General features: G+C 69.6%; 18 protein-coding genes. 5 read left to right on the forward strand and 13 right to left on the reverse strand.

Translation table 11 applies throughout. The annotated features are described in order from the left end of the window. Position 1: 1 nt before the first annotated feature. Both ACX25U_RS02520 and ACX25U_RS02525 read left to right on the forward strand, forming a co-directional pair. Positions 2 to 178 carry a hypothetical protein gene (locus tag ACX25U_RS02520; protein WP_454388646.1) on the forward strand — a complete coding sequence of 59 codons (177 nt, stop codon included), beginning with the start codon at positions 2 to 4 and terminating at the stop codon, positions 176 to 178. Positions 179 to 333: 155 nt separating this feature from the next. Continuing rightward, positions 334 to 1,647 (forward strand): cytochrome P450, encoded by a 1,314-nt coding sequence (locus tag ACX25U_RS02525; protein ID WP_454388648.1) that lies wholly within the window; start codon positions 334 to 336, stop codon positions 1,645 to 1,647. A 125-nt stretch (positions 1,648 to 1,772) separates the two neighbouring features. Here the strand turns inward: ACX25U_RS02525 and ACX25U_RS02530 are convergent, their stop codons facing one another. The 5 genes from ACX25U_RS02530 to ACX25U_RS02550 form a co-directional block, all read right to left on the reverse strand. Beyond that, positions 1,773 to 2,237 carry a VOC family protein gene (locus ACX25U_RS02530; RefSeq protein ID WP_454388650.1) on the reverse strand — a complete coding sequence of 155 codons (465 nt, stop codon included), beginning with the start codon at positions 2,235 to 2,237 and terminating at the stop codon, positions 1,773 to 1,775. 303 nt (positions 2,238 to 2,540) lie between these two features. Further along, positions 2,541 to 3,536, reverse strand: coding sequence for an LLM class flavin-dependent oxidoreductase (locus ACX25U_RS02535; RefSeq protein ID WP_454388651.1), 996 nt, complete (start codon positions 3,534 to 3,536; stop codon positions 2,541 to 2,543). Positions 3,537 to 3,729: 193 nt separating this feature from the next. Beyond that, positions 3,730 to 4,245, reverse strand: coding sequence for a nuclear transport factor 2 family protein (locus ACX25U_RS02540; RefSeq protein ID WP_454388653.1), 516 nt, complete (start codon positions 4,243 to 4,245; stop codon positions 3,730 to 3,732). Between the two features lie 23 nt (positions 4,246 to 4,268). Continuing rightward, positions 4,269 to 4,484 (reverse strand): hypothetical protein, encoded by a 216-nt coding sequence (locus ACX25U_RS02545; RefSeq protein ID WP_454388655.1) that lies wholly within the window; start codon positions 4,482 to 4,484, stop codon positions 4,269 to 4,271. Positions 4,485 to 4,486: 2 nt separating this feature from the next. Further along, positions 4,487 to 5,833: an aromatic ring-hydroxylating oxygenase subunit alpha gene (locus tag ACX25U_RS02550; protein WP_454388657.1), complete on the reverse strand. Its 1,347-nt coding sequence runs from the start codon at positions 5,831 to 5,833 to the stop codon at positions 4,487 to 4,489. A 121-nt stretch (positions 5,834 to 5,954) separates the two neighbouring features. Between ACX25U_RS02550 and ACX25U_RS02555 the strand changes: the two genes are divergently transcribed. Together ACX25U_RS02555 and ACX25U_RS02560 are read left to right on the forward strand one after the other, a co-directional pair. Further along, positions 5,955 to 6,734 carry a tyrosine-protein phosphatase gene (locus ACX25U_RS02555; RefSeq protein ID WP_454388659.1) on the forward strand — a complete coding sequence of 260 codons (780 nt, stop codon included), beginning with the start codon at positions 5,955 to 5,957 and terminating at the stop codon, positions 6,732 to 6,734. A 101-nt stretch (positions 6,735 to 6,835) separates the two neighbouring features. Next, positions 6,836 to 7,231 (forward strand): nuclear transport factor 2 family protein, encoded by a 396-nt coding sequence (locus tag ACX25U_RS02560; RefSeq protein WP_454388661.1) that lies wholly within the window; start codon positions 6,836 to 6,838, stop codon positions 7,229 to 7,231. A gap of 519 nt (positions 7,232 to 7,750) precedes the next feature. On the opposite strand, the gene ACX25U_RS02565 is transcribed toward ACX25U_RS02560, so the two are convergent. The 6 genes from ACX25U_RS02565 to ACX25U_RS02590 form a co-directional block, all read right to left on the reverse strand. Beyond that, complete coding sequence (locus ACX25U_RS02565; RefSeq protein WP_454388663.1) at positions 7,751 to 9,055, reverse strand: cytochrome P450; 1,305 nt, start codon at positions 9,053 to 9,055, stop codon at positions 7,751 to 7,753. 46 nt (positions 9,056 to 9,101) lie between these two features. After that, on the reverse strand, positions 9,102 to 9,854 hold the full coding sequence (locus ACX25U_RS02570) for an SDR family NAD(P)-dependent oxidoreductase (RefSeq protein ID WP_454388664.1): 753 nt from the start codon (positions 9,852 to 9,854) through the stop codon (positions 9,102 to 9,104). Between the two features lie 203 nt (positions 9,855 to 10,057). Continuing rightward, positions 10,058 to 10,822 (reverse strand): enoyl-CoA hydratase/isomerase family protein, encoded by a 765-nt coding sequence (locus ACX25U_RS02575; RefSeq protein WP_454388666.1) that lies wholly within the window; start codon positions 10,820 to 10,822, stop codon positions 10,058 to 10,060. After that, entirely contained in the window at positions 10,815 to 11,978 is a 1,164-nt protein-coding gene (locus ACX25U_RS02580) for an acyl-CoA dehydrogenase family protein (RefSeq protein ID WP_454388668.1), read from the reverse strand. Before ACX25U_RS02580 ends, ACX25U_RS02575 begins: the two co-directional genes overlap by 8 nt. Beyond that, positions 11,975 to 13,189: an FAS1-like dehydratase domain-containing protein gene (locus ACX25U_RS02585; protein WP_454388670.1), complete on the reverse strand. Its 1,215-nt coding sequence runs from the start codon at positions 13,187 to 13,189 to the stop codon at positions 11,975 to 11,977. Before ACX25U_RS02585 ends, ACX25U_RS02580 begins: the two co-directional genes overlap by 4 nt. Then, entirely contained in the window at positions 13,186 to 14,103 is a 918-nt protein-coding gene (locus ACX25U_RS02590; RefSeq protein ID WP_454388672.1) for an SDR family oxidoreductase, read from the reverse strand. The genes ACX25U_RS02585 and ACX25U_RS02590 overlap by 4 nt, the downstream gene beginning before the upstream one ends. Before the next feature lie 431 nt (positions 14,104 to 14,534). On the opposite strand from ACX25U_RS02590, the gene ACX25U_RS02595 reads away from it, so the two are divergent. Further along, positions 14,535 to 15,095, forward strand: a complete 561-nt coding sequence (locus ACX25U_RS02595) for a MarR family winged helix-turn-helix transcriptional regulator (protein WP_454388674.1) — start codon at positions 14,535 to 14,537, stop codon at positions 15,093 to 15,095. Between the two features lie 85 nt (positions 15,096 to 15,180). Here the strand turns inward: ACX25U_RS02595 and ACX25U_RS02600 are convergent, their stop codons facing one another. Both ACX25U_RS02600 and ACX25U_RS02605 read right to left on the reverse strand, forming a co-directional pair. Continuing rightward, entirely contained in the window at positions 15,181 to 16,800 is a 1,620-nt protein-coding gene (locus tag ACX25U_RS02600) for an AMP-binding protein (protein ID WP_454388675.1), read from the reverse strand. Beyond that, positions 16,752 to 17,981, reverse strand: a complete 1,230-nt coding sequence (locus ACX25U_RS02605) for an acetyl-CoA C-acetyltransferase (RefSeq protein WP_454388677.1) — start codon at positions 17,979 to 17,981, stop codon at positions 16,752 to 16,754. Before ACX25U_RS02605 ends, ACX25U_RS02600 begins: the two co-directional genes overlap by 49 nt. Positions 17,982 to 18,002: the final 21 nt, after the last annotated feature.

Below are 18,002 nucleotides of genomic sequence, written 5' to 3' on the forward strand. Positions count from 1 at the left end.
CGTGACCGGCCCGGCATTCCGGCCGGGGACGGAACGCCGGGCCGGCGCCGTGGTCATCGGCACCGGGCATCCGGACACCGATGACCTCCGGTACCACGAGGTGGCTGCGGATGCGGCCATGGACCACGCCGATGATGCCGAGGACGTCAGGAGTGGCCTCGGGATCGCCGACTGCTGACTCGGCAGTCGAGCACGACCACGTCGGCGTGATACGGCAAGAAGCGGGACTGCGCCTGACTCCGAGTACACAACCGGTCTAGAGATTGACATTTTGGGACGCGACTTTATTTTGACTGCCATCCCCCGAACGGTGGCAGTCCAGGAGGAACGACTATGACCGAAGCACCCGCTGTTCCCCAAGGGGACGAGATCGCACCCGACTCCCGGTTCGCCCGCCTGCTGTCACTGGACGCGGCCCAGGTCCGCTGTCCCTTCCCCGCCTATGCCGACCTGCGTCAGGGCGAGCCCGTGGTCTGGAGCGAACGCCTCAACGCCTTCGTGGTCAGCCGGTACCCAGACATCCGCGAAGTGCTCAAGGACCCTGTCACCTTCTCGAGCGCCCAGGCCAGTGGCTCCAGTTCCGTCACCGCCCTCGCCCAACACGTGCTCGAGAGCCCGGAGTTCCCCGACGACGTCCGCCGCGTCGCCGAACGCCGCCTGCGGCTCAGCGGGTCGCCGGTGCTGCTCAACGCCGACCCGCCGCTCCACAAGCGCCAGCGCGGCCTGGTGAGCCACGCGTTCACGCCCCGCCGCGTGAACGAGATGGAGCCGCTGTTCCAGCGGATCACGGACGAGCTGATCGACTCCTTCATCGGCAGAGGCGAGGCGGAGTTGATCGCCGACTTCGCTCTGCCCCTGCCGATGACGGTGATCGCGACGATCCTGGGCGTGCCTCCGAGCATGATGCACACCTTCAAGAAGTGGTCCGGCGCGTTCACCCGCGGTGTCGGTGCCATGGACCTGCCCACCGCCGAGGTGGTGGACATCTTCCGCTCCGTCGGCGAGTTCTATGACTACTTCAGCGAGCAGCTCGCAGCCCGGCGAGCCGCTCCGGCCGACGACCTGCTCACCGACCTGCTACAGGCTCGCATTGCCGGGGAGCAGCCGCTGACCGAGGACGAGATTCTGCAGATGCTGGTGCAGTTCCTCATCGGCGGCAACGAGACCACCACGAATCTCATCGGCGGGATCATGTGCCACCTGCTCCGTGGCCCGGAGCTCATGGCCGAGGTCAAGGCGGATCCCGGCCGGATCCCCACCCTCGTCGAGGAGGGCCTGCGTCTCGAGGCCCCCACGCAGGGCATGTTCCGGACCACCACCAAGGACACCGAGATCGCAGGCAGGCCGATTCCCGAGGGCAGCATGGTGTTTCTCATCTACGCGTCGGGAAACCGCGATGCCTGCGAGTTCGCCGATCCCGAGCAGATCAAGCTCCATGAAGCACGAGGCCACCACCTGGCGTTCGGCCGCGGCGAGCACGTGTGCATCGGCGCCAACCTGGCCAGGCGAGAGGCCGCGATCGCGATCAGCACGCTGCTGAACCGCCTGCCCGGCCTTGCCGCGGGGACCGACCTGGAACGACTGGACTACCACCCGACGTTCATCCTGCGCGGCCCCCGGCAACTGCCCATCACCTTCAGGGCGTGAACGGACCTTCCTGTCCGCACGCATGCACCGTCCTGCCCCTGGCAGGCGTCACGGTCCCCCGTGTCGTCCGCGCGAGGTGGTGCTCCGCGGAGCACCACCTCGCGCGGATCGGTGACGTCAGCTCCTCATCGGCCCGGCATGATCCCGGTCTCGAACCATTCCTCGAGCTGTTGGCGCCGGTCGTCGTTCACGTACTCGATGCGGGTGCCACCAAGACCCTTGGCAGCGGCGTAGATGGCGGAGATGCGGCCATCGGCCCTGCGGATGACGGCATCGACCCGCTCAAGGTCTGCGTCCAGCTGTCGCAGCCGCGCGTCAGGGTCGCTCTCCCAGACACCCAGGTGGTGCAGCCCCGACAGCCTGGTGGAGTAGACGCCCTCGCCCTGGCCCTGGATGAGCTCGAGCCGGAAGGGCCCCTCGCGGGAGTAGGCGGCGACCAGCTCGACCGCGCTGGTGGAGCCGGCGACACGATCCTCGACCTCCGGGATCACGATCGTGGTCGGCGCGTTGAACGTGTACCCGAGCCTCTCGGTCAGGTCGTCGATCGCCCGGGTGATGTCCGGGACGACGATCCCGGCGTGATACGGCATCAACAGCATGGGCTGCCTTTCGTCGGTGGTCGAACGGAGTCGGCCGGCCAGTCGGTGACCGGTGTGCTCACGGGCGGCTCAGGAGGAATCGGAGCCTGCGGTGGATGGCGCCCGGATGGTGGCCGGGGTTCCCCCCCGGAATCGGCCGATGTCAGGGCGTCCAGCCGCCGCGGCACCGGCGCCACCGCGCTGACGGCTCGCGCCGGGCGGGATCGGCGCCGGGGCGGACGCGTACCAGGCCCTGCGCGAGGCATCCCGGACCTCGGCGTTCTCCCCTTCCCTCCACGGCCGGGAGCTCCGCGGTCATGCCCGCACCCTCGGAAGCACCTTGTCGGCGAGCAGCTCCAGGCTCTCCCAGGACAGTTCCGGAGGCAGACCGCCGAGCAGCGGATGCAGGCGCAGCTCGTAGTCCTCGGGGAGCGCACGGCACCGCTCAACCGCCTCGTCCGGTGTCAGGATCCACATCGTCGGGTCGGCTTTGATCGACTCAATGCCCTCTTTCTCCTGCCAGTATCCATTCACCGCTTCCTTCGACCGTTCGGTCGCCCACGCGGCGTACATGTTGCTGGCGTGGATCAGGTGCGGGGCGATCTGCTGCAGCGACCGCTCCGGGTCCTCGGTGACGTGCACGAACGCCGGCCCGTGCTCGGGGAACGGCTCCGGCGCAGGCCGTCCCAGCTCGGCGCACTGCCGCTCGTAGTACTCGTAGAGCTCCTTCGACGCGGGCCGGTAGCCGAGGCCCAGGCGCGCGGCACGGCGAGCCGACGGCTTCGCGTTGCCCCCGATGTAGACCGCCGGACCACCCGGCGTGCCCGGGGCTGGGGTCACGCGGACGGTCCTGCCCTCGAACTCGAACTCCGCGCCGGTCCACGCCTTGTGCAGCACCTCGAGATGGTGCTCGTAGACCTTGGCGCGGTTGGGGAAGTCGACCCCGAACATGTCGAACTCCGTCGGGCGGTAGCCCATGCCGGCGGTGACGAGCACCCGCCCGGGCCCGGCGATGAGGTCGAGCACGGCGAGATCCTCGGCGAGCCGGAGCGGCTGGTGCATGGTGATGCACAGCGCGGAGAAGTGGATCTCGATCTGCCGCGTGGTGCCCGCGATGGCGGAGCCGAGAATCATCGGCGCCGGGCAGTAGTTGTCCTCGGCCCCGTGGTGCTCAGCCAGATAGACGGTGTCGAACCCCTGGGCATCGGCCCACGCGCACTGCTCCACGGCCGCCGCGTAGAGCGCTGCCGGAGTCGGGGAGCCGGGCCCCAGGTCCGGTGCCCTCATGTCGTACCGCAGCCCGATCTTCACGCTTCCTCCTCAGTGGTCCGCTGAACGGGGGGCGACAAGTGCCGTGATGCCGTCGCCGCCCCACGACGCAGCCCCGCAGCACGGCGCCGAGCGCGAGTGCCGCGTCCCGGCGACATCGTGCCCGCGCGACCGTCATCACGAAGGAACAGAAACAGTGACCATGGCGGCCGTGACCGGTCCGGCACGGCGGTCGTCACCACGGCTCCATGAACTCCCGCCGGCCGTCGACCTTCGCGCCCTCGATCACGTCGCCGTCGACCGAGCGCCTGAGCCGGGTCAGCCGCAGCCGCGCGATGCGCCATTGCCCGTCAACCTTGCGGTAGTCCTCGGTGTAGTGGCCGAACCCGGTCAGCACCGGGTAGCCACTGCTGGGCGACGGCTCGACGACGTCGAACATCGCCCAGATCCCGTGGGCCGTCTCGGCGTCGACGATCTCGATCTCGGGCATGTGCCCGTGGTGCACGCTCATCGCCTCGCCCAGGTGGCGACCGATGGATGCGACGAACTCGTCCGCAGTCCCCGGCCCTGAGGTCGACTCGCCGATCTCGAAGAGGGCGTCGTCGGTGAACAAGCCACGCAGCTCGGGCCACCAGTGCAGGTCGACGTATCGGAAGTAGCGTGCCTTGAGCTTCTTGATCTCCTCGACGTCCTTCAGCCGCTGCACCTCTCGGCGCAGACCGTCCAGGGCCGCCTCGCCCGCAGCGTCCATGACCTTCGTCCCTTCTCGTGTTGTCAGTCCCGGGACTCGGTGGTGATGCGGTGCTGGTTTCGCGGCGCACTCACCCACCCGCACAGGTGCGGGTCGGCGTCGAACTTGTCGCCCGCCAGCCACCGGCCGTCGGACGAGAAGTGGCCGACGCGGCTGCTGTCCCTGCTGGTGACTTGAACCCGGCCCTGGTCGTCGAGCTCGTAGAGGTCCCTGGTGTAGGGATGCCTGACGCCGTGCATGGTCACTCAGCCTCCACGTAACGACGCAGCAGCTGCTGCATCCACTTGAGGTTGTCCTCCTGGTAGGAGGCGAAGGTCACCGTCTTCTTGGTCGCCGTCTCGAGACCGAACTGCACCTTCTCCATGTTGAAGCAGTCCTGATCGAGAATGTTGCCCACGATGCCGAGCTCGGGGACGCTGCTGAACGGGTCGTCGAAACCGAGCTCGACCTCCTCGGCCGGCGCCGGACGCTCGCCCGTGAACGGAGAGATGTAGAAGACGTCCATGATGCAGGTGCGGTGGTCGTCACCGTTGGGCCGGAAGCGGTAGCAGATCTTGTGCACGCCGCCCCACGGCATGATGTTGGGGAAGACGGTGTAGGTGAAGTTGTCGACGAGCTCGCAGTCCGCCCACTCGTCGATCCTGTCTCCGAGGAAGGCGCGCCACTTCTCACGGGTGTTCCGGACGATGAACGAGCGTGCGGTCTCTCCTGGTTCGAGCTCGACCGGGAGTTGCTCGTCCTCGCGGACGTCCAGGGTCGCCCGCAGCATCTCCTCGGTGCTGGGGTCCCAAGGCATCATCGGGCCCACGACCTCCGACGGGGTGATGAAGCGGGCGAAGTTGTCGTAGCAGTCCACTTGGCACGCGCCGAAGGCGGCGTACGGCACCGTCTGGGGGTGGGTGGCCGCAGCGTGCCAGCACTCCATGAAGGCCTCCTGCGCCACCTTCCAGTTGCAGCGCAGGAGCTTGGAGACGTGGACTTCGAGGTAGCGGTTCTCGAAGTCCCACTTGGCGAAGTGCACCGGCAGGTCACCGAGGAAGGACTCGAGCGGCTCGGCTTCCGGGTCGGGGTTGATGAAGACGAAGCCGGCCCAGGTCCCGACCTTCACCGCGGGAAGCTTGAACTGCTCGGGGTCGACGTGCTCGAACTCCCACGGGGCCGGGATCCGCGTGAGCTCGCCGTTGAGGTTCCAGGTCATGGCGTGGAACGAGCAGCGGATCTCCGAGCAGCGTCCGGCGTAGTCCTTCAGCTGACGGCCCCGGTGCAGGCAGGCGTTGGGGTAGGCGCGGATCTCGTTCGGCGCGCTGCGGACGACGAGGTAGGAAAGGCCGGCGATCCGGTACACGATGTGGTCGCCGACCTCGGGGATCTGCTCTTCCCGGCAAACGAGTTGCCAGACCTTCTTCCAGAGCTTTTCCTTCTCCTGCTCGTGCCACTCCCGCGAGACGTAGATGTCGATCGGAGCCTCGTCGAAGTCGAACCGACCTCGCGACTCCCGACGGATGTGCTCGGGCACCTTCTTGGTGTCCAGGTCGAGCACGTCCTGGTAAGAGATCAGACGATCCCCGACGTCGAGCCTCTCGCCCATACGGTCCTCCACTCCCTGGCTCTGTGCCGGATCCGGCGTAGACGCTCTGAGCCCGGATTACTGCCCTGAGCGCGTTGATCGAAGACTAGACTATTTGTCTCGAGAGCAATAGCCTTGCCGGGTGAGCGACACCTCGACGCAGACGACCGCCCCGGGACACGCCGAGCGCGCGATCCACTTCGCCCAGATCTTCAATGTGCGCGACCTCGGGGGACTGTGTACGTCCGACGGGCGGCGCGTCCGCCCCGGCCGGATGTACCGAACCGACGACCCGCACCTCGCCACCGATGCGGACGCAGCCGCTCTCGGCGCGCTCGGCCTCAGGACCGTCATCGACCTGCGGACCCCGGCGGAGATCGAACAGCGCGGAACGCGGCGCTGGGACGAACTCGGCACGCGGCGGGTGTCGCGACCGCTGTGGGCGGAAGTGCCGTCGCTGGAGCACGCCCACCGCTACCTCGACCCGGTGATGACCGGTGAGCTGTACGGCGAGATGCACGAGGCGAACCTCGCTGCCCATCCGGAGCTGTGGCGCGCCGTCGCAAACGCCAGCGCGCAGTGCACGGCCGTCCACTGTGCCTCGGGCCGGGACCGGACCGGCATCGTGGTGGCCCTGCTGCTGAGCCTCCTCGGGGTACGGCGGGAGGACATCCTCGAGGACTACGCGATGAGCGCCCAGGGCATGCGGCGGATGCTCGACCACCTGGAAGCCACCTACCCCGCCGAGGTCCTGGCGTCCTGGCACTTGGACAAGGAGGCCATGCTGCTCACGCCGCCCGAGGCGATCGGCACCTTCCTCGACCGGGTCCAGCGGCTGCACGGCGGCATCGAGGGCTATGCGGAGCAGATCGGGATCACCGACCTGGTGCCGGTACTGCGGGAGAACCTGCTCGAAGGCTGAGCCCGGCGGACCGCTCCTCCACGACCTCGCTCCGCCGCGCCCTGCCCGCGAGGGCACCGAGCCGAGCGACATCGTTGCCCACGACACCGAGGAGACCGTTGATGGACGAGATCATGAGTGCCCTCCCCGCCGCCGTCAGCGAGTTCCTCGAGGCGGTCAACGCCCGGGACCCGTCCCGCGTGGCCGCTTGCTTCACCGAGGACGCCGCCTACCACTTCCTGGTGCCGCAGCCCCCCGTCACTGGGCGCAGCGCGATCGAGGCGGCGTACACCAAGGTGCTGGGCGAGTGCACGCAGGTGCGATGGGACGTCGTCGCCGGCGCCGCCGCCGGCCACCTGGTCTTCCTCGAGCGCGTTGACCGGTTCTGGTACGACGGCCGTGAGGCCGCCATCGAGTGCTGCGGGGTGTTCGAACTCGGCGGCGGCCTCATTCGTGTCGCGCGCGACTACGCCGACCACCGCACCTGGCGGGAGCGGCGCGCGGCGGCCGGAGGCTGAACGCGGAGCGGCTCCCGGAGAGCGGCTCCTTCTCGATGACGCCCACGGCACCTGTCGTCGCGCGGCGGCGCCGGTCGCGTGGGCTCATGCCGGAGCCGTCACCCCGTCCACTGTGCTTCGCCCTCGGCTCGGGGATGCCCGGGAGCATGCCGAAGACCGTCACGGAGATGGCGGTGGCCCTGACGGGTGCGGTGTCGCATCGACCGGGTGACGCCGGTCAGTTCGGCGTCACCCAATCAATGGCGACACGGTTGCGTACGGGGTGGCCCACACTCCGGCTCGGTACCGGATCGGACCCGGCGGTGGGCGGACGCCTCGGAACGCCACGGCACAGCGGCAGCGCTCGCGAGGCACACCCCCGGACCAGCACCCCGGTGATGGCCGCCGGCAGCGGCACATCAGGGACACCGACCGTTCGGCCGCCCCGCGCCGCGTTCGCTGCTCCGGGAGCAACGGTTTCGTGATCCCCCCGAAGCCGTCCGGCACGATCCCGGCTCCACGACCCCCGCTGCGGCTCCGTCAGCTCCGGCGGGTGAAGGTCACCGGCAGGGCGAGCGGCCCTCGCAGGGCGAAGCTCGGCATGTACGGCGTCGGCCCCAAACCGGCGTGGGCCAGTCCCTCGACACGTCGGAGCAACGTAGTGATCGCGATGGCGGACTCCCGGCGGGCGAGGTTCGAGCCAAGGCAGACGTGCTCCCCCCGCCCGAAGGCGAGGTGGTGGCTCCGGGAACCGTCCAGTTTGATCTCTTCCGGCTCGGGGAAGGCGGCTTCGTCGCGGTTGCCGGAGGAGTACATCAGATACAGCATGTCCCCGTCCCGGATCTGCTGGCCCCCCAGTTCCACGTCGGTCATCGCGAGTCGGAAGAGTCCCTGGGCAGGCGCCTCGAGCCGGAGCGTCTCCTCCACGACGACGGGTACCCGCGACAGGTCGGACCGGACCGAGGCCATCAGGTCCGGGGAGTCGATGAGACGCTTGACCGTGCTCCCGATCAGATTCGTGGTGGTCTCGTTGCCGGCGACGAGGAACTGAACCAGCATCTGCAGGATCTCGTGCTCGCTGAGCGACTCCTCACCACTCATCCGCGCCTGGAGGAGGTCGGTGAGCAGGTCGTCCTGCGGCTCACGGCGGCGCTTGTCGAGCTCGGCAGTGAAGTAGTCGTAGAACTCGTCCACGTCCGCGAAGAGCTCGATCAGCTCCTCCCGAGGAAGATCGAGCGCGCCGACGCCCTTGGTGAAGGCGATCGTCCACTTCTTGAAGGTCGGCATCAGCTCATGCGGGACACCGAGGATGCGGGCGATGACCGTCATCGGCAGCGGCATCGCGAAGTCCCGCACGATGTCGACGGGACCGCCCTCGGGGAAGGCGTCGATCAAGGAGTCGACGATGGCCTGGAACTCCGGTTCCATCTCCTTGACCCGTCGAGGGGTGAAGGCCATGGCGACCAGACCCCGCTGCCTCTTGTGCAGGGGAGGGTCGGCGGTGAGCAGTACGTTCGACTTGCTGAGTTCCACCCGTCGCGCCGCCTGCCGGCGCGTCTCCTCCGGGAAGTCCGGATCGTCGGCGATCCTCTCCGCGAGCCCGGTGACCGAGCTGCGGCCGCTCGCACAGCGGCTCGAGAAGGTGACGGGGTCCTTGAGGACCTGCCGGATGTCGTCGTACCGGCTGACCAGCCAGGCGCCGAGTGCGTCGCTCCACACCACCGGGTGGTCCTGTCGCAGGTGCGCGAACGCGGCGAACGGGCAACGGATCGCCTCGTCGTCACGACGGAGGACGGCGTTGATCGGAAAGTCCGGCATCACGGTGTCACGTGTCGCGGAGTCCATACTCAGTCCCATCTGTTTCGGGCGGGTGCCGGCCCCGCTGGGCCGCCTAGCCCCGCTGGGCCGCCTGGAGGAAGGGGATGGTGGCCTCGGTGAGCCCGCCGTCGACGTAGACCACCTGACCGGTGACGTAGCGTGCGGCGTCACCGATGAGGAACGGCACGACGTCGGCGATGTCCTCGGGTCGCGCGCGGCGGCCGAGCGGGACGAGGTCGTTGAAGCGGGCCTCGCGCCGCGGGTCCGCGCTGACGGACGCCGTGCCCTCCGTCTCCACCCCTCCCGGACCGATCGCGTTGAATCGGACACCACTGGAGGCGAGTTCCACCGCGCACAGCTTGGTGAGCGACAGCAGGGCGGCCTTGGACGGCGAATAAGCTGCCGTACCCGGCACGGGGATCTTCGCGGCCATCGACACGATGTTGACCACCGCTCCCCGTGCCGCGCTGAGCTGGGGCAGGAAAGCCTGGGTCAGCAGGAGGGGTCCGAGCACGTTCACGTCCATGACCCTGCGGAATTCCTCGGGGTCGACCGTGGCTATCGGCGACGGCGGGAAGATGCCGGCGTTGTTCACCAGTACGGCCAGATCGGGAACGGAGTCGGCCAGTTGATTCACAGCCTTGACGTCGGTGACGTCGCACTGGGCAGCGATACCGCCGACCTCTGCGGCCACCTTCTCGGCGGACGCACCGTCCCGGTCGACCACGACCGCGGTGTAGCCCTCGCGAGCGAGCCGCATCGCGATCGCGCGACCGATGCCTCGGCCGGCTCCGGTGATGAGGGCGGTGGGGCGTGAGTCAGACATCCTTGTCCTCCTGCGTCGGGCGCCGACGTGCATGGGCGCGGGATGGTCGTGCGGGATCCGCCGCGTGGCGGTGACGGCTCCGGCCGCCGGGGGCACAGTGTCGGTCTCGGCGTCGTGGGGAACGCATGACTGCTGTTCGGGACATCACGCCTCCTGCCGCGGCGGGGGCCCGCCCGTCCCGGGCCCCGTCACCGGCCCTGTCCTCATCCGTCGCGGAAGCGGGGTGGCCTGCGCTCCCGGAACGCCCGGCCCGCCTCCTTCGCCTCTGCGGTGCCGAACGCGACCGCCTGGTTGAGGGCTTCGGCGTCGACTGCCCGTCGGAACGCGGTCTCGAAGGACGCGTTCAGCGCGGACTTCATCATCGACAGTGCGAGTGTGGGACCGTCCGCGAGCCGCTGCGCCCACTCCGCGACGAAGGCGTCCAACTCGGCGCTGGGCAGCACCCGGTTGACCAGGCCGATCCGCTCGGCCTCGACTGCGGGCACCTGCTCGCCGAAGAACACCAGCTCCTTGGCCTTGGCGATGCCCACGAGCCGGGGCAGCGACCAGGACGCGCCGCCGTCGAGGGCGATGCCGCGCTGGGCGAAGATCTCCCCGAACACGGCGTCCTCCCCCGCCACCACCAGGTCGCAGCAGAACGCGAGGTTGCAGCCGAAGCCCATCGCGGGCCCCGCCACCTTGGCGATGGTCGGCCGCGGGATGTCGTGCAGCAGCGTGCAGAGCTGCCCCACCCGGTTCATGAAGGTCAGGACGTCCGGCGACAGCGGCGCGGACAGGTCCATGCCGGAACAGAAGGAACCGTCCGCACCGGTGAGGACGATCGCCCGGTCGCCGGGCGTGCGGGCGACGTCTTCAAGGGCCCGGATCAGCTCCTCCACCAGCGGACCGGTGATCGCGTTGCGCCGGTGCGGCCGGTTGAGGGTGATCGTGACCACCCCGTCACGGCGGTCCACGAGTACGTCAGTCACAGCGCCCCTTCCCCAGCCCCGCACAGGCGGCGAACCTGTCCCGGTGCTGGTCCGGTGTGCCGAGGAACAGCTCCGAGGCCTTGGCCCGCCGGTAGTACAGGTGGGCGTCGTGCTCCCAGGTGAACCCGATGCCGCCGTAGACGTGCAGGGTCTCCTCCGCCGTGTGCATGAACGCGTCCGCGCACATGGCCTTGGCGAGACTCGCGGCCGTGGCCAGACGGTGGGCCGTTTCCTCGCTCGGGCCGGAAAGGTACTCGTCGGCGGCGGCGACGGCGGCATACGCGGCGGAGCGTGCCATCTCCACCTTCAGCAGCACATCCACCAAGGTGTGCTTGATGGCCTGGAAGCTGCCGATCGGACGGCCGAACTGGACCCGCTGCTTGGCGTACTCGACCGCGTTGTCCAGGCAGTGCTGGGCACTGCCGACCTGCTCGACGGCGAGCAGCACCAGGGCGAGGTCCAGCGCGGTCCGCAGTCCCGCCCCGGCATCCTCGTCGGAGCCGATGAGCCGGGCGGGCGTCGCGTCCAGGGTGACGGTGCCGAGGCGGCGGGTCAGGTCCAGCACCGTCGTCGCGTCCTGCCGAAGCCCGTCGGCGCCACGCTCGACGGCGAACAGGCGCAGACGCCCGTCCGTACGGGCGGACACCAGAAGCACGTCGGCGGTGTCCCCGTCCACGACGAAGGACTTGCGCCCGGACAACCGCCAGCCGTCCCCGGTCCGCTCGGCCGGCATCGCGGCCGCATCGACGTCCCAGGACCCGTCGTCCTCACAGAAGGCGAGGGTGGCGGTCGTCCCTCCCTCGGCGATCCGGGCCAGCAGCTCGCGGGCGAGGCCGTCCTCGGTGTTGACCAGCAGGGCGGTCGTCGCGAGCGCCACCGTGGAGAAGAACGGCACGGGAGCCAGGCTGCGGCCCAACTCCTCGGCCACCACCGCGAGGTCGGCGAAGCGGCCCCCCGCACCGTCGTACTCCTCCGGCACGATCAGGCCGGCCACACCGATCCCGGCGGCGAGCGACCGCCACAGCTCGGTGTCGAAGGGCTGGGTCACGCCCGGCTCGCCGGACAGGTGCGGCCGTGGCCCGGAACCGCGCTCCAGGCAGCGCCGCACCGCCTGGCGCAGGTTCTGCTGGTCCTCGGTGAGCAGGGCGGCCGTCACGACGCACCCCTGGCCCTGCGCGCGGCGGGTGTCGGCCCGTTCTCCCGGCTCGGCAGCGCCACCACGGCGGTGCCCGGCATGACGTCGTCCCCGCGCTGGTTGCGGGCGAAAGTCTGTACCTGCACGACGTGCTCGCCGTCCGCGTCCACCTCCTTGCCGGTCACCACACCGCCGAGCTCGATGACGTCGGAGAGGTAAACGAACCCGCGGTACTGCGAGGCGAGGTGCTTGACCCAGCCCGCGTCGCCGATCCAGTGCGTCATCAGCTGAATCTGCCAGCACTGGCGCTGGAAGCCCACGTCGTACGGGTACGCGACCCCCATCGCGCGAGCGGCGGCCTCGTTGTAGTGCACCGCGTAGATCGGCTCCCGGGCGCCGGTGGCCGGATCACGGAAAGCCCACGCCGGGTGGATCGCGTAGTCGCTGAGGGAGGCGGCGTGCGCCTTCAGCCGCGGGATCGGCGTACCGCCGCCGGCGATGAACGCCACCTCGTCGGTCAGCCCGATCGGGCCCTTGGTCAACGACGCGACGGGGTCACCGACAGCCACGTCCTCCCACCACAGGGGTTCCTCGCCGCGCGGCTTCTCCGCCAGCACCCGCGTCTCGATCTCCGCCACCTCGTCCGGCGTCCACGGATGCGGGATCTCCAGCGGCTTGCGCGAGTTCTTGGCGCTGCGAGCCGTGGCGCGCTCGTAGTTGACGACCTGCCAGCGGATCTCGGCGACCTTCTCGCCGCGCTGGTTGAGGTAGGTGTTGGTGAAGTGGTCGGTGACCATCCGGCCGGCGAACTTCGAGGGCCTGGGGCCGGTGAATCCGTCGTAACGGCAGGTGGCGGTGATCTTGTCGTTCCAGTAGATCGGAGCGAGCAGATCCATGTCGGTGGAGGAGTGGAACGACCCCAGGCCGGGCCAGCCGAACTGGATTCCCGAGAAGCATCCGATCACGAAGGACGGCGGTGCCACCGGGGCTCCGTAGTCCGACCGCGTGCCGCGCTCGGCGTCGGTCCACAGCGGGTTGATGTCGCCGATGCCACCGGCGAACTTGGCGACCGCGATCCGCGTCGCCTCCTCGTTGTTGACCGAGTGGCCGATCCGGAGGTCGACACCGATCTTCGCCCGCATCGACTCCATCATGGCGTCGTCGATGACGGCTTCCGCCATCCGGGCCTCAGCGGCCCGTGCCCTGGTTCCCTCGGCTGCCTCGGTGCTCACTTGCCCTCCTTGTCCGGGTTGGCGGTCCACTTCTCGCCCTGCGGAATCCCCGCCTCGGCCACCGCCTTCTCCAGATCGGCGATGGTCCACCGCCCCTCGGTCTGCAGCTTCCACTCCCGGTCGCGCTCCCAGGGCTTGACCCGCTGCACCCGGCTGCCGCCGACGACGAAGACCTCTCCGGTGATCCCGCACGCCGGCCCCGCCAGGTAGGCGACGAACGGAGAGACGTTCGCCGGGTCCCAGCGGTCGAATCCGCCGTCCTTGGCCGCCAGCGCGTCGCCGAAGGCACTCTCGGTGAGCCGGGTGCGGGCCTGCGGCAGGATGGCGTTGACCCGCACGCCGTAGCGGGCGAGCTCCTTCGACGCGACCTGCGTGAGGGACGCGACGGCGGCCTTGGCGGCGGCGTAGTTGGCCTGTCCCGGGTTGCCGAAGACACCGGACTCGCTGGAAGTGTTGATCACCGAGGCCCGGACCTGCTCACCCGCCTTGCTGCGCGCCCGCCAGTGGTTGCCGGCGGCCCGGGTGACCAGGAATGTACCGCGCAGGTTGACCCGGACGACCAGGTCCCAGTCGTCGTCGGTGAGGTTGACCAGGACCCGGTCCCGCAGGATGCCGGCGTTGTTGACCACGATGTCCAGCCGTCCGAACTCCCGGACCGCCGTGCGGATGATGTTCTCGGCCCCGGAGGCGTCCGCGACGTCGTCGGCGTTCGCCACGGCCTCGCCGCCTGCGGCCTTGATCTCGGCGACCACCTGTTCGGCGAGCGTGTTCTCGGATCCGGTGCCGTCCTGGGCGCCACCCAGATCGTTGACCACGACCTTCGCGCCCTCCGCCGCGAGCAGCAGGGCGTGCTCCCGGCCGATGCCCCGGCCGGCCCCCGTCACAACGGCCACCAGCTGGTCCAGACTCCCCATGCGAACTCCTCGTTGATTCTCACGTCATCGCTCGCGTCCACTGCGTCGGGACGCACCGCCGCGACTGCCCGGCTCTGACACGTTCGACCAGCCGCCATCGGCCTGGGACAACTGTCGGGCCGACTGCACCCGACGGCTCCGACTCTCGACGGGTTCGCCGCGATCTTAGTCGCGCATTAGATAGTTGTCTACTAGAGCTTCTGTCGTGTCACTCAGGACAGGGGTCGGGGGGCCGGAACGCTGCGCAGACACAACCCACAAATCACATAAGGGAGTTACGGCATTCCGCTCCCCCGTGGTCGACCCTGGACAGCGGAACGCCGGTGTACTCTTCGCCTTATGGCAACGGTGAGGCGATGTCTCGTTCTAAACTGTTGATCGAATGACCTAAACCAGGCCGTTCCGATGCTCAAGAAACGACGGGAGCAGAAATGCCAGCGCGTGCCAAGAACACGCCAGCACAGAGTTCAGCCGCCGGGACCGATCCGATCGACTGGGCCCGGCACTTCTGGCGGCGCCACGGCCTCGGTGACGACGAAGACGCGTTCATCGCGATGAGCTCAGTGCTCCGCTTCCACCGCCTGATGGTCGACACCGTCGAGACCGAACTGAAGCGATACGACCTCAACCTCACCGACTACATGCTGCTCATGACCCTCCAGCTCAGCGAGACGGGCACCCGTCTGGTCAGCCAGCTTGCGCGCAGTCTGATGGTGCACCCCACCACCGCCACCCTGGCGACCGACCGTATGGAGACCCGCAAGCTCATCAAGCGCAAGCCTCACCCCACAGACCGCCGCGCCACGCTGGTCCACATCACCGCCAGCGGGCGCACGCTCATCAATGAGGCCACCGAATCCCTGCGTGCCGTCGGCTTCGGGTTCGCCGGCGATGTCCACGACGACCAGCGAGAACTCATCGACGTCCTGACCCGCCTGCGTCTCGCCGCCGGCGACACCGACACTCCCGCTCGGGCGGCACGGACCACATAACGGCGTGCCGCCCGAGTGCGGCGGGTTCCGGTAGGAGCGCGCACCGTACGAGGCCCTCGAACGGTCCGCCCGCGGGCTGGGCATCTCAACACCGGCCTTGACTCAGCATGCGCTTGTAGAGCTTGCCGTTCTCGCCCCGGGGCAGGGTGCGCACGAACTCGATCGACCGCGGGCACCCCGGGCGCGGCAGGCCGGCCCGGGCGAACGCCAGCAGCGCCTCGCCGAGCTCGGGACCCGCCACCGCGCCGGAGGCGGGCACGACGATCGCGTGCACGCGCTGTCCGAGATCGTCGTCGGGTACGCCGATCACTGCGACATCGGCGACGGCGGGATGTCCGGCCAGGAGGTCCTCGGCCTGCTGCGGGTGCACGTTGACCCCGCCGGAGATGATGACGTGGTCGCGCCGTCCTGCGAGGTACAGGAAGCCGTCACCGTCGAGCCGGCCCAAGTCGCCCACAGTGGACCAGCCGCGCTCGTTGCGCACCGCGCGGTTCCTGGCCTCGTCACCGAGATAGCGGAACGACCGGGTTCCCTCGAACCAGACCTGCCCGACGTCGCCGACCGGCAGGTCCGGGCCGTCGCTGTCCTCCGGATCGAGTATGTGGATCCTTCCGACGAGCGCCCGGCCGACCGAACCCGGCCGCTCGAGCGCGTCGGACGGACCGATGTGGCAGTTCCCGTAACTCTCCGACGCCCCGTAGAGCTCGTGCAGCACCGGTCCCCACCACTCCATGATCCGGCGCTTCAGCTCGGCGGGGCACGGCGCGGCCCCGGTGATCGCCACGCGAAGCGACGACAGGTCGGCCGCGGCCCTGATCGGCGCGGGCAGTCGCAGCATCCGGGTCAGCATCGTCGGAACGAACTGGGCATGCGTCACCTCGTACCGTTCGATCGCGGCGAGTGCTCCCTCGGCGTCGAAGGACTCCTGGCACACCACGGTGCCGCCGAGCTGCAGGACGGCGAGCACGAAGCGGAACGGGGCCGTGTGGTAGGTCGGTGCGGGCGACAGGTAGACGGTGTCGGCTGTCAGGTCGAACAGGTCCGTGTAGCCGCCCAGGTGTGGTGGTGCTTCGCCGGGGTGGAGGTCCGGGCGGGGGTGCCGGATGCCCTTGGGCCGGCCGGTGGTGCCGGAGCTGAACATCATTCGGCTGCCCAGCCGCTCGTCGGGCACGGGGGTGTCCGAGCAGCGGTCGAGGGTCGCGGCGTAGTCGTCGAAACCGGGCGCCCCGCCGATGCACAACCGGAGCGGGATCCTCGGCAGCCGGTCGAGGGCGGCACGCACCGTGCCGGCGTGGGCCGAGGTGGTGATCACCGCCCGGACCGCGCTGTCGGTCAGCACGTCGGCCAGCACGTCCGCACCGAGGTGCCGCTGGATCGGAGCGATGCACATTCCCGACCGCTGAGTGGCCCAGATCAGCTCCGCCCATTCGAGACGGTTCTCGGCGACCACGGCCACGGTGTCGTCGACGGCCAGGCCGGCGTCACGCAAAGCGCGGGCCAGCTGGTTCGAGCGCCGGTCGAGCTCGGCGTGGGTGATCATCGCGCCGGATCCGGCCATGATCATGGCCGGGTGGTCCGGTCGCGTCCGGGCGTGCCGGCCGGGGTACACGTCGACAACCTCGCTTCGTTCGTCCTCGCCGTGGCGCGTCGTCCGGGTCAGATCCGCTCGATGACGGTGGCCGTACCCATGCCGCCGCCGGTACACATGGTCACCAGCGCGGTGTTCAGGTCGCGGCGCTCCAGTTCGTCGAGTGCGGTCTGCAGCAGCATCGGTCCGGTGCCGCCGATGGGGTGCCCCAGGGCGATCGCGCCGCCGTTGACGTTGACCTTGTCCTCGTCGATGCCGAGATCGCGGACGACCTTGAGCGGGACCGCGGCGAACGCCTCGTTGATTTCCCACAGGTCGATGTCTGCGACCGCCATGCCGGCCTGCTGCAGGACCGCCCGCGACGCCGGCGTCGGTGCCGTGAGCATGATGACCGGCTCGGCACCGGCGACCGCCGCGGCTCGGATCCGGGCCCGCGGACGCAGGCCGTGCGCTCGCGCGTAGTCCGGAGACGCCAGGATCAGTGCGCCGGCGCCGTCGACCACGCCGGAGGAGTTGCCGGCGTGGTGCACGTGCGAGACCTCTTCGACCTCGGGATGGACCTGGCTGCACATCTGGTCCCAGGAGAGTCCGTCGGGCTCTCGAACCTTCGCGCCGGCCCGGGCGAACGCCGGCTCCAGGGCACCGAGGGTCTCCAGCGTGGTCTGCGGACGGGGGTGCTCGTCGTGATCGAGCAGGACCTTCCCGTCCGGGTCCCGGACCGGGACGACGCTCCGCGCGAAGCGGTCCTCGGCGACGGCCTTGGCCGCCCGCTCCTGGCTGCGCAGCGCGAAGGCGTCGACGTCGGCTCGGGTGAACCCCTCGATCGTGGCGATGAGGTCGGCGGAGATGCCCTGGGGAACGAGGGGGAACCTGGCGCGCAGTGCCTGGTTGCCGCCGTCGAGGACGGGGCCGCCGCTGCGCGGTCGGTAGCGGGACATCGACTCGACTCCGCCGGCCACCACGAGGTGCTGCCATCCGGCCGCGATGCCCGCGGCGCCGAAGGTGACCGCCTGCTGGCCGGAACCGCAGAACCGGTTGAGGCTCACGCCGGGGACGCTGACCGGCCAGCCGGCCGCCAGGACGGCAAGGCGCGCGATGTCGTCGCCGTGGTCGTCGCGCTGGTCGCCGTTGCCGATGACGACGTCGTCGACATCGGCCGGGTCGATGCCGGTGCGCTCGGCGAGCGCACCCAGCACCTGGGCCAGCAGTTCCTGCGGGTGCACCCCGTGCAGAGCACCGGAGGGCTTGCCCTTGCCTCGCGGGGTGCGCACCCCGTCGATGATCCACGCTTCGGACACGACACTCCTCACGCCGTCGTT

The sequence above is a fragment of the Streptomyces sp. JNUCC 63 genome (assembly GCF_054366325.1).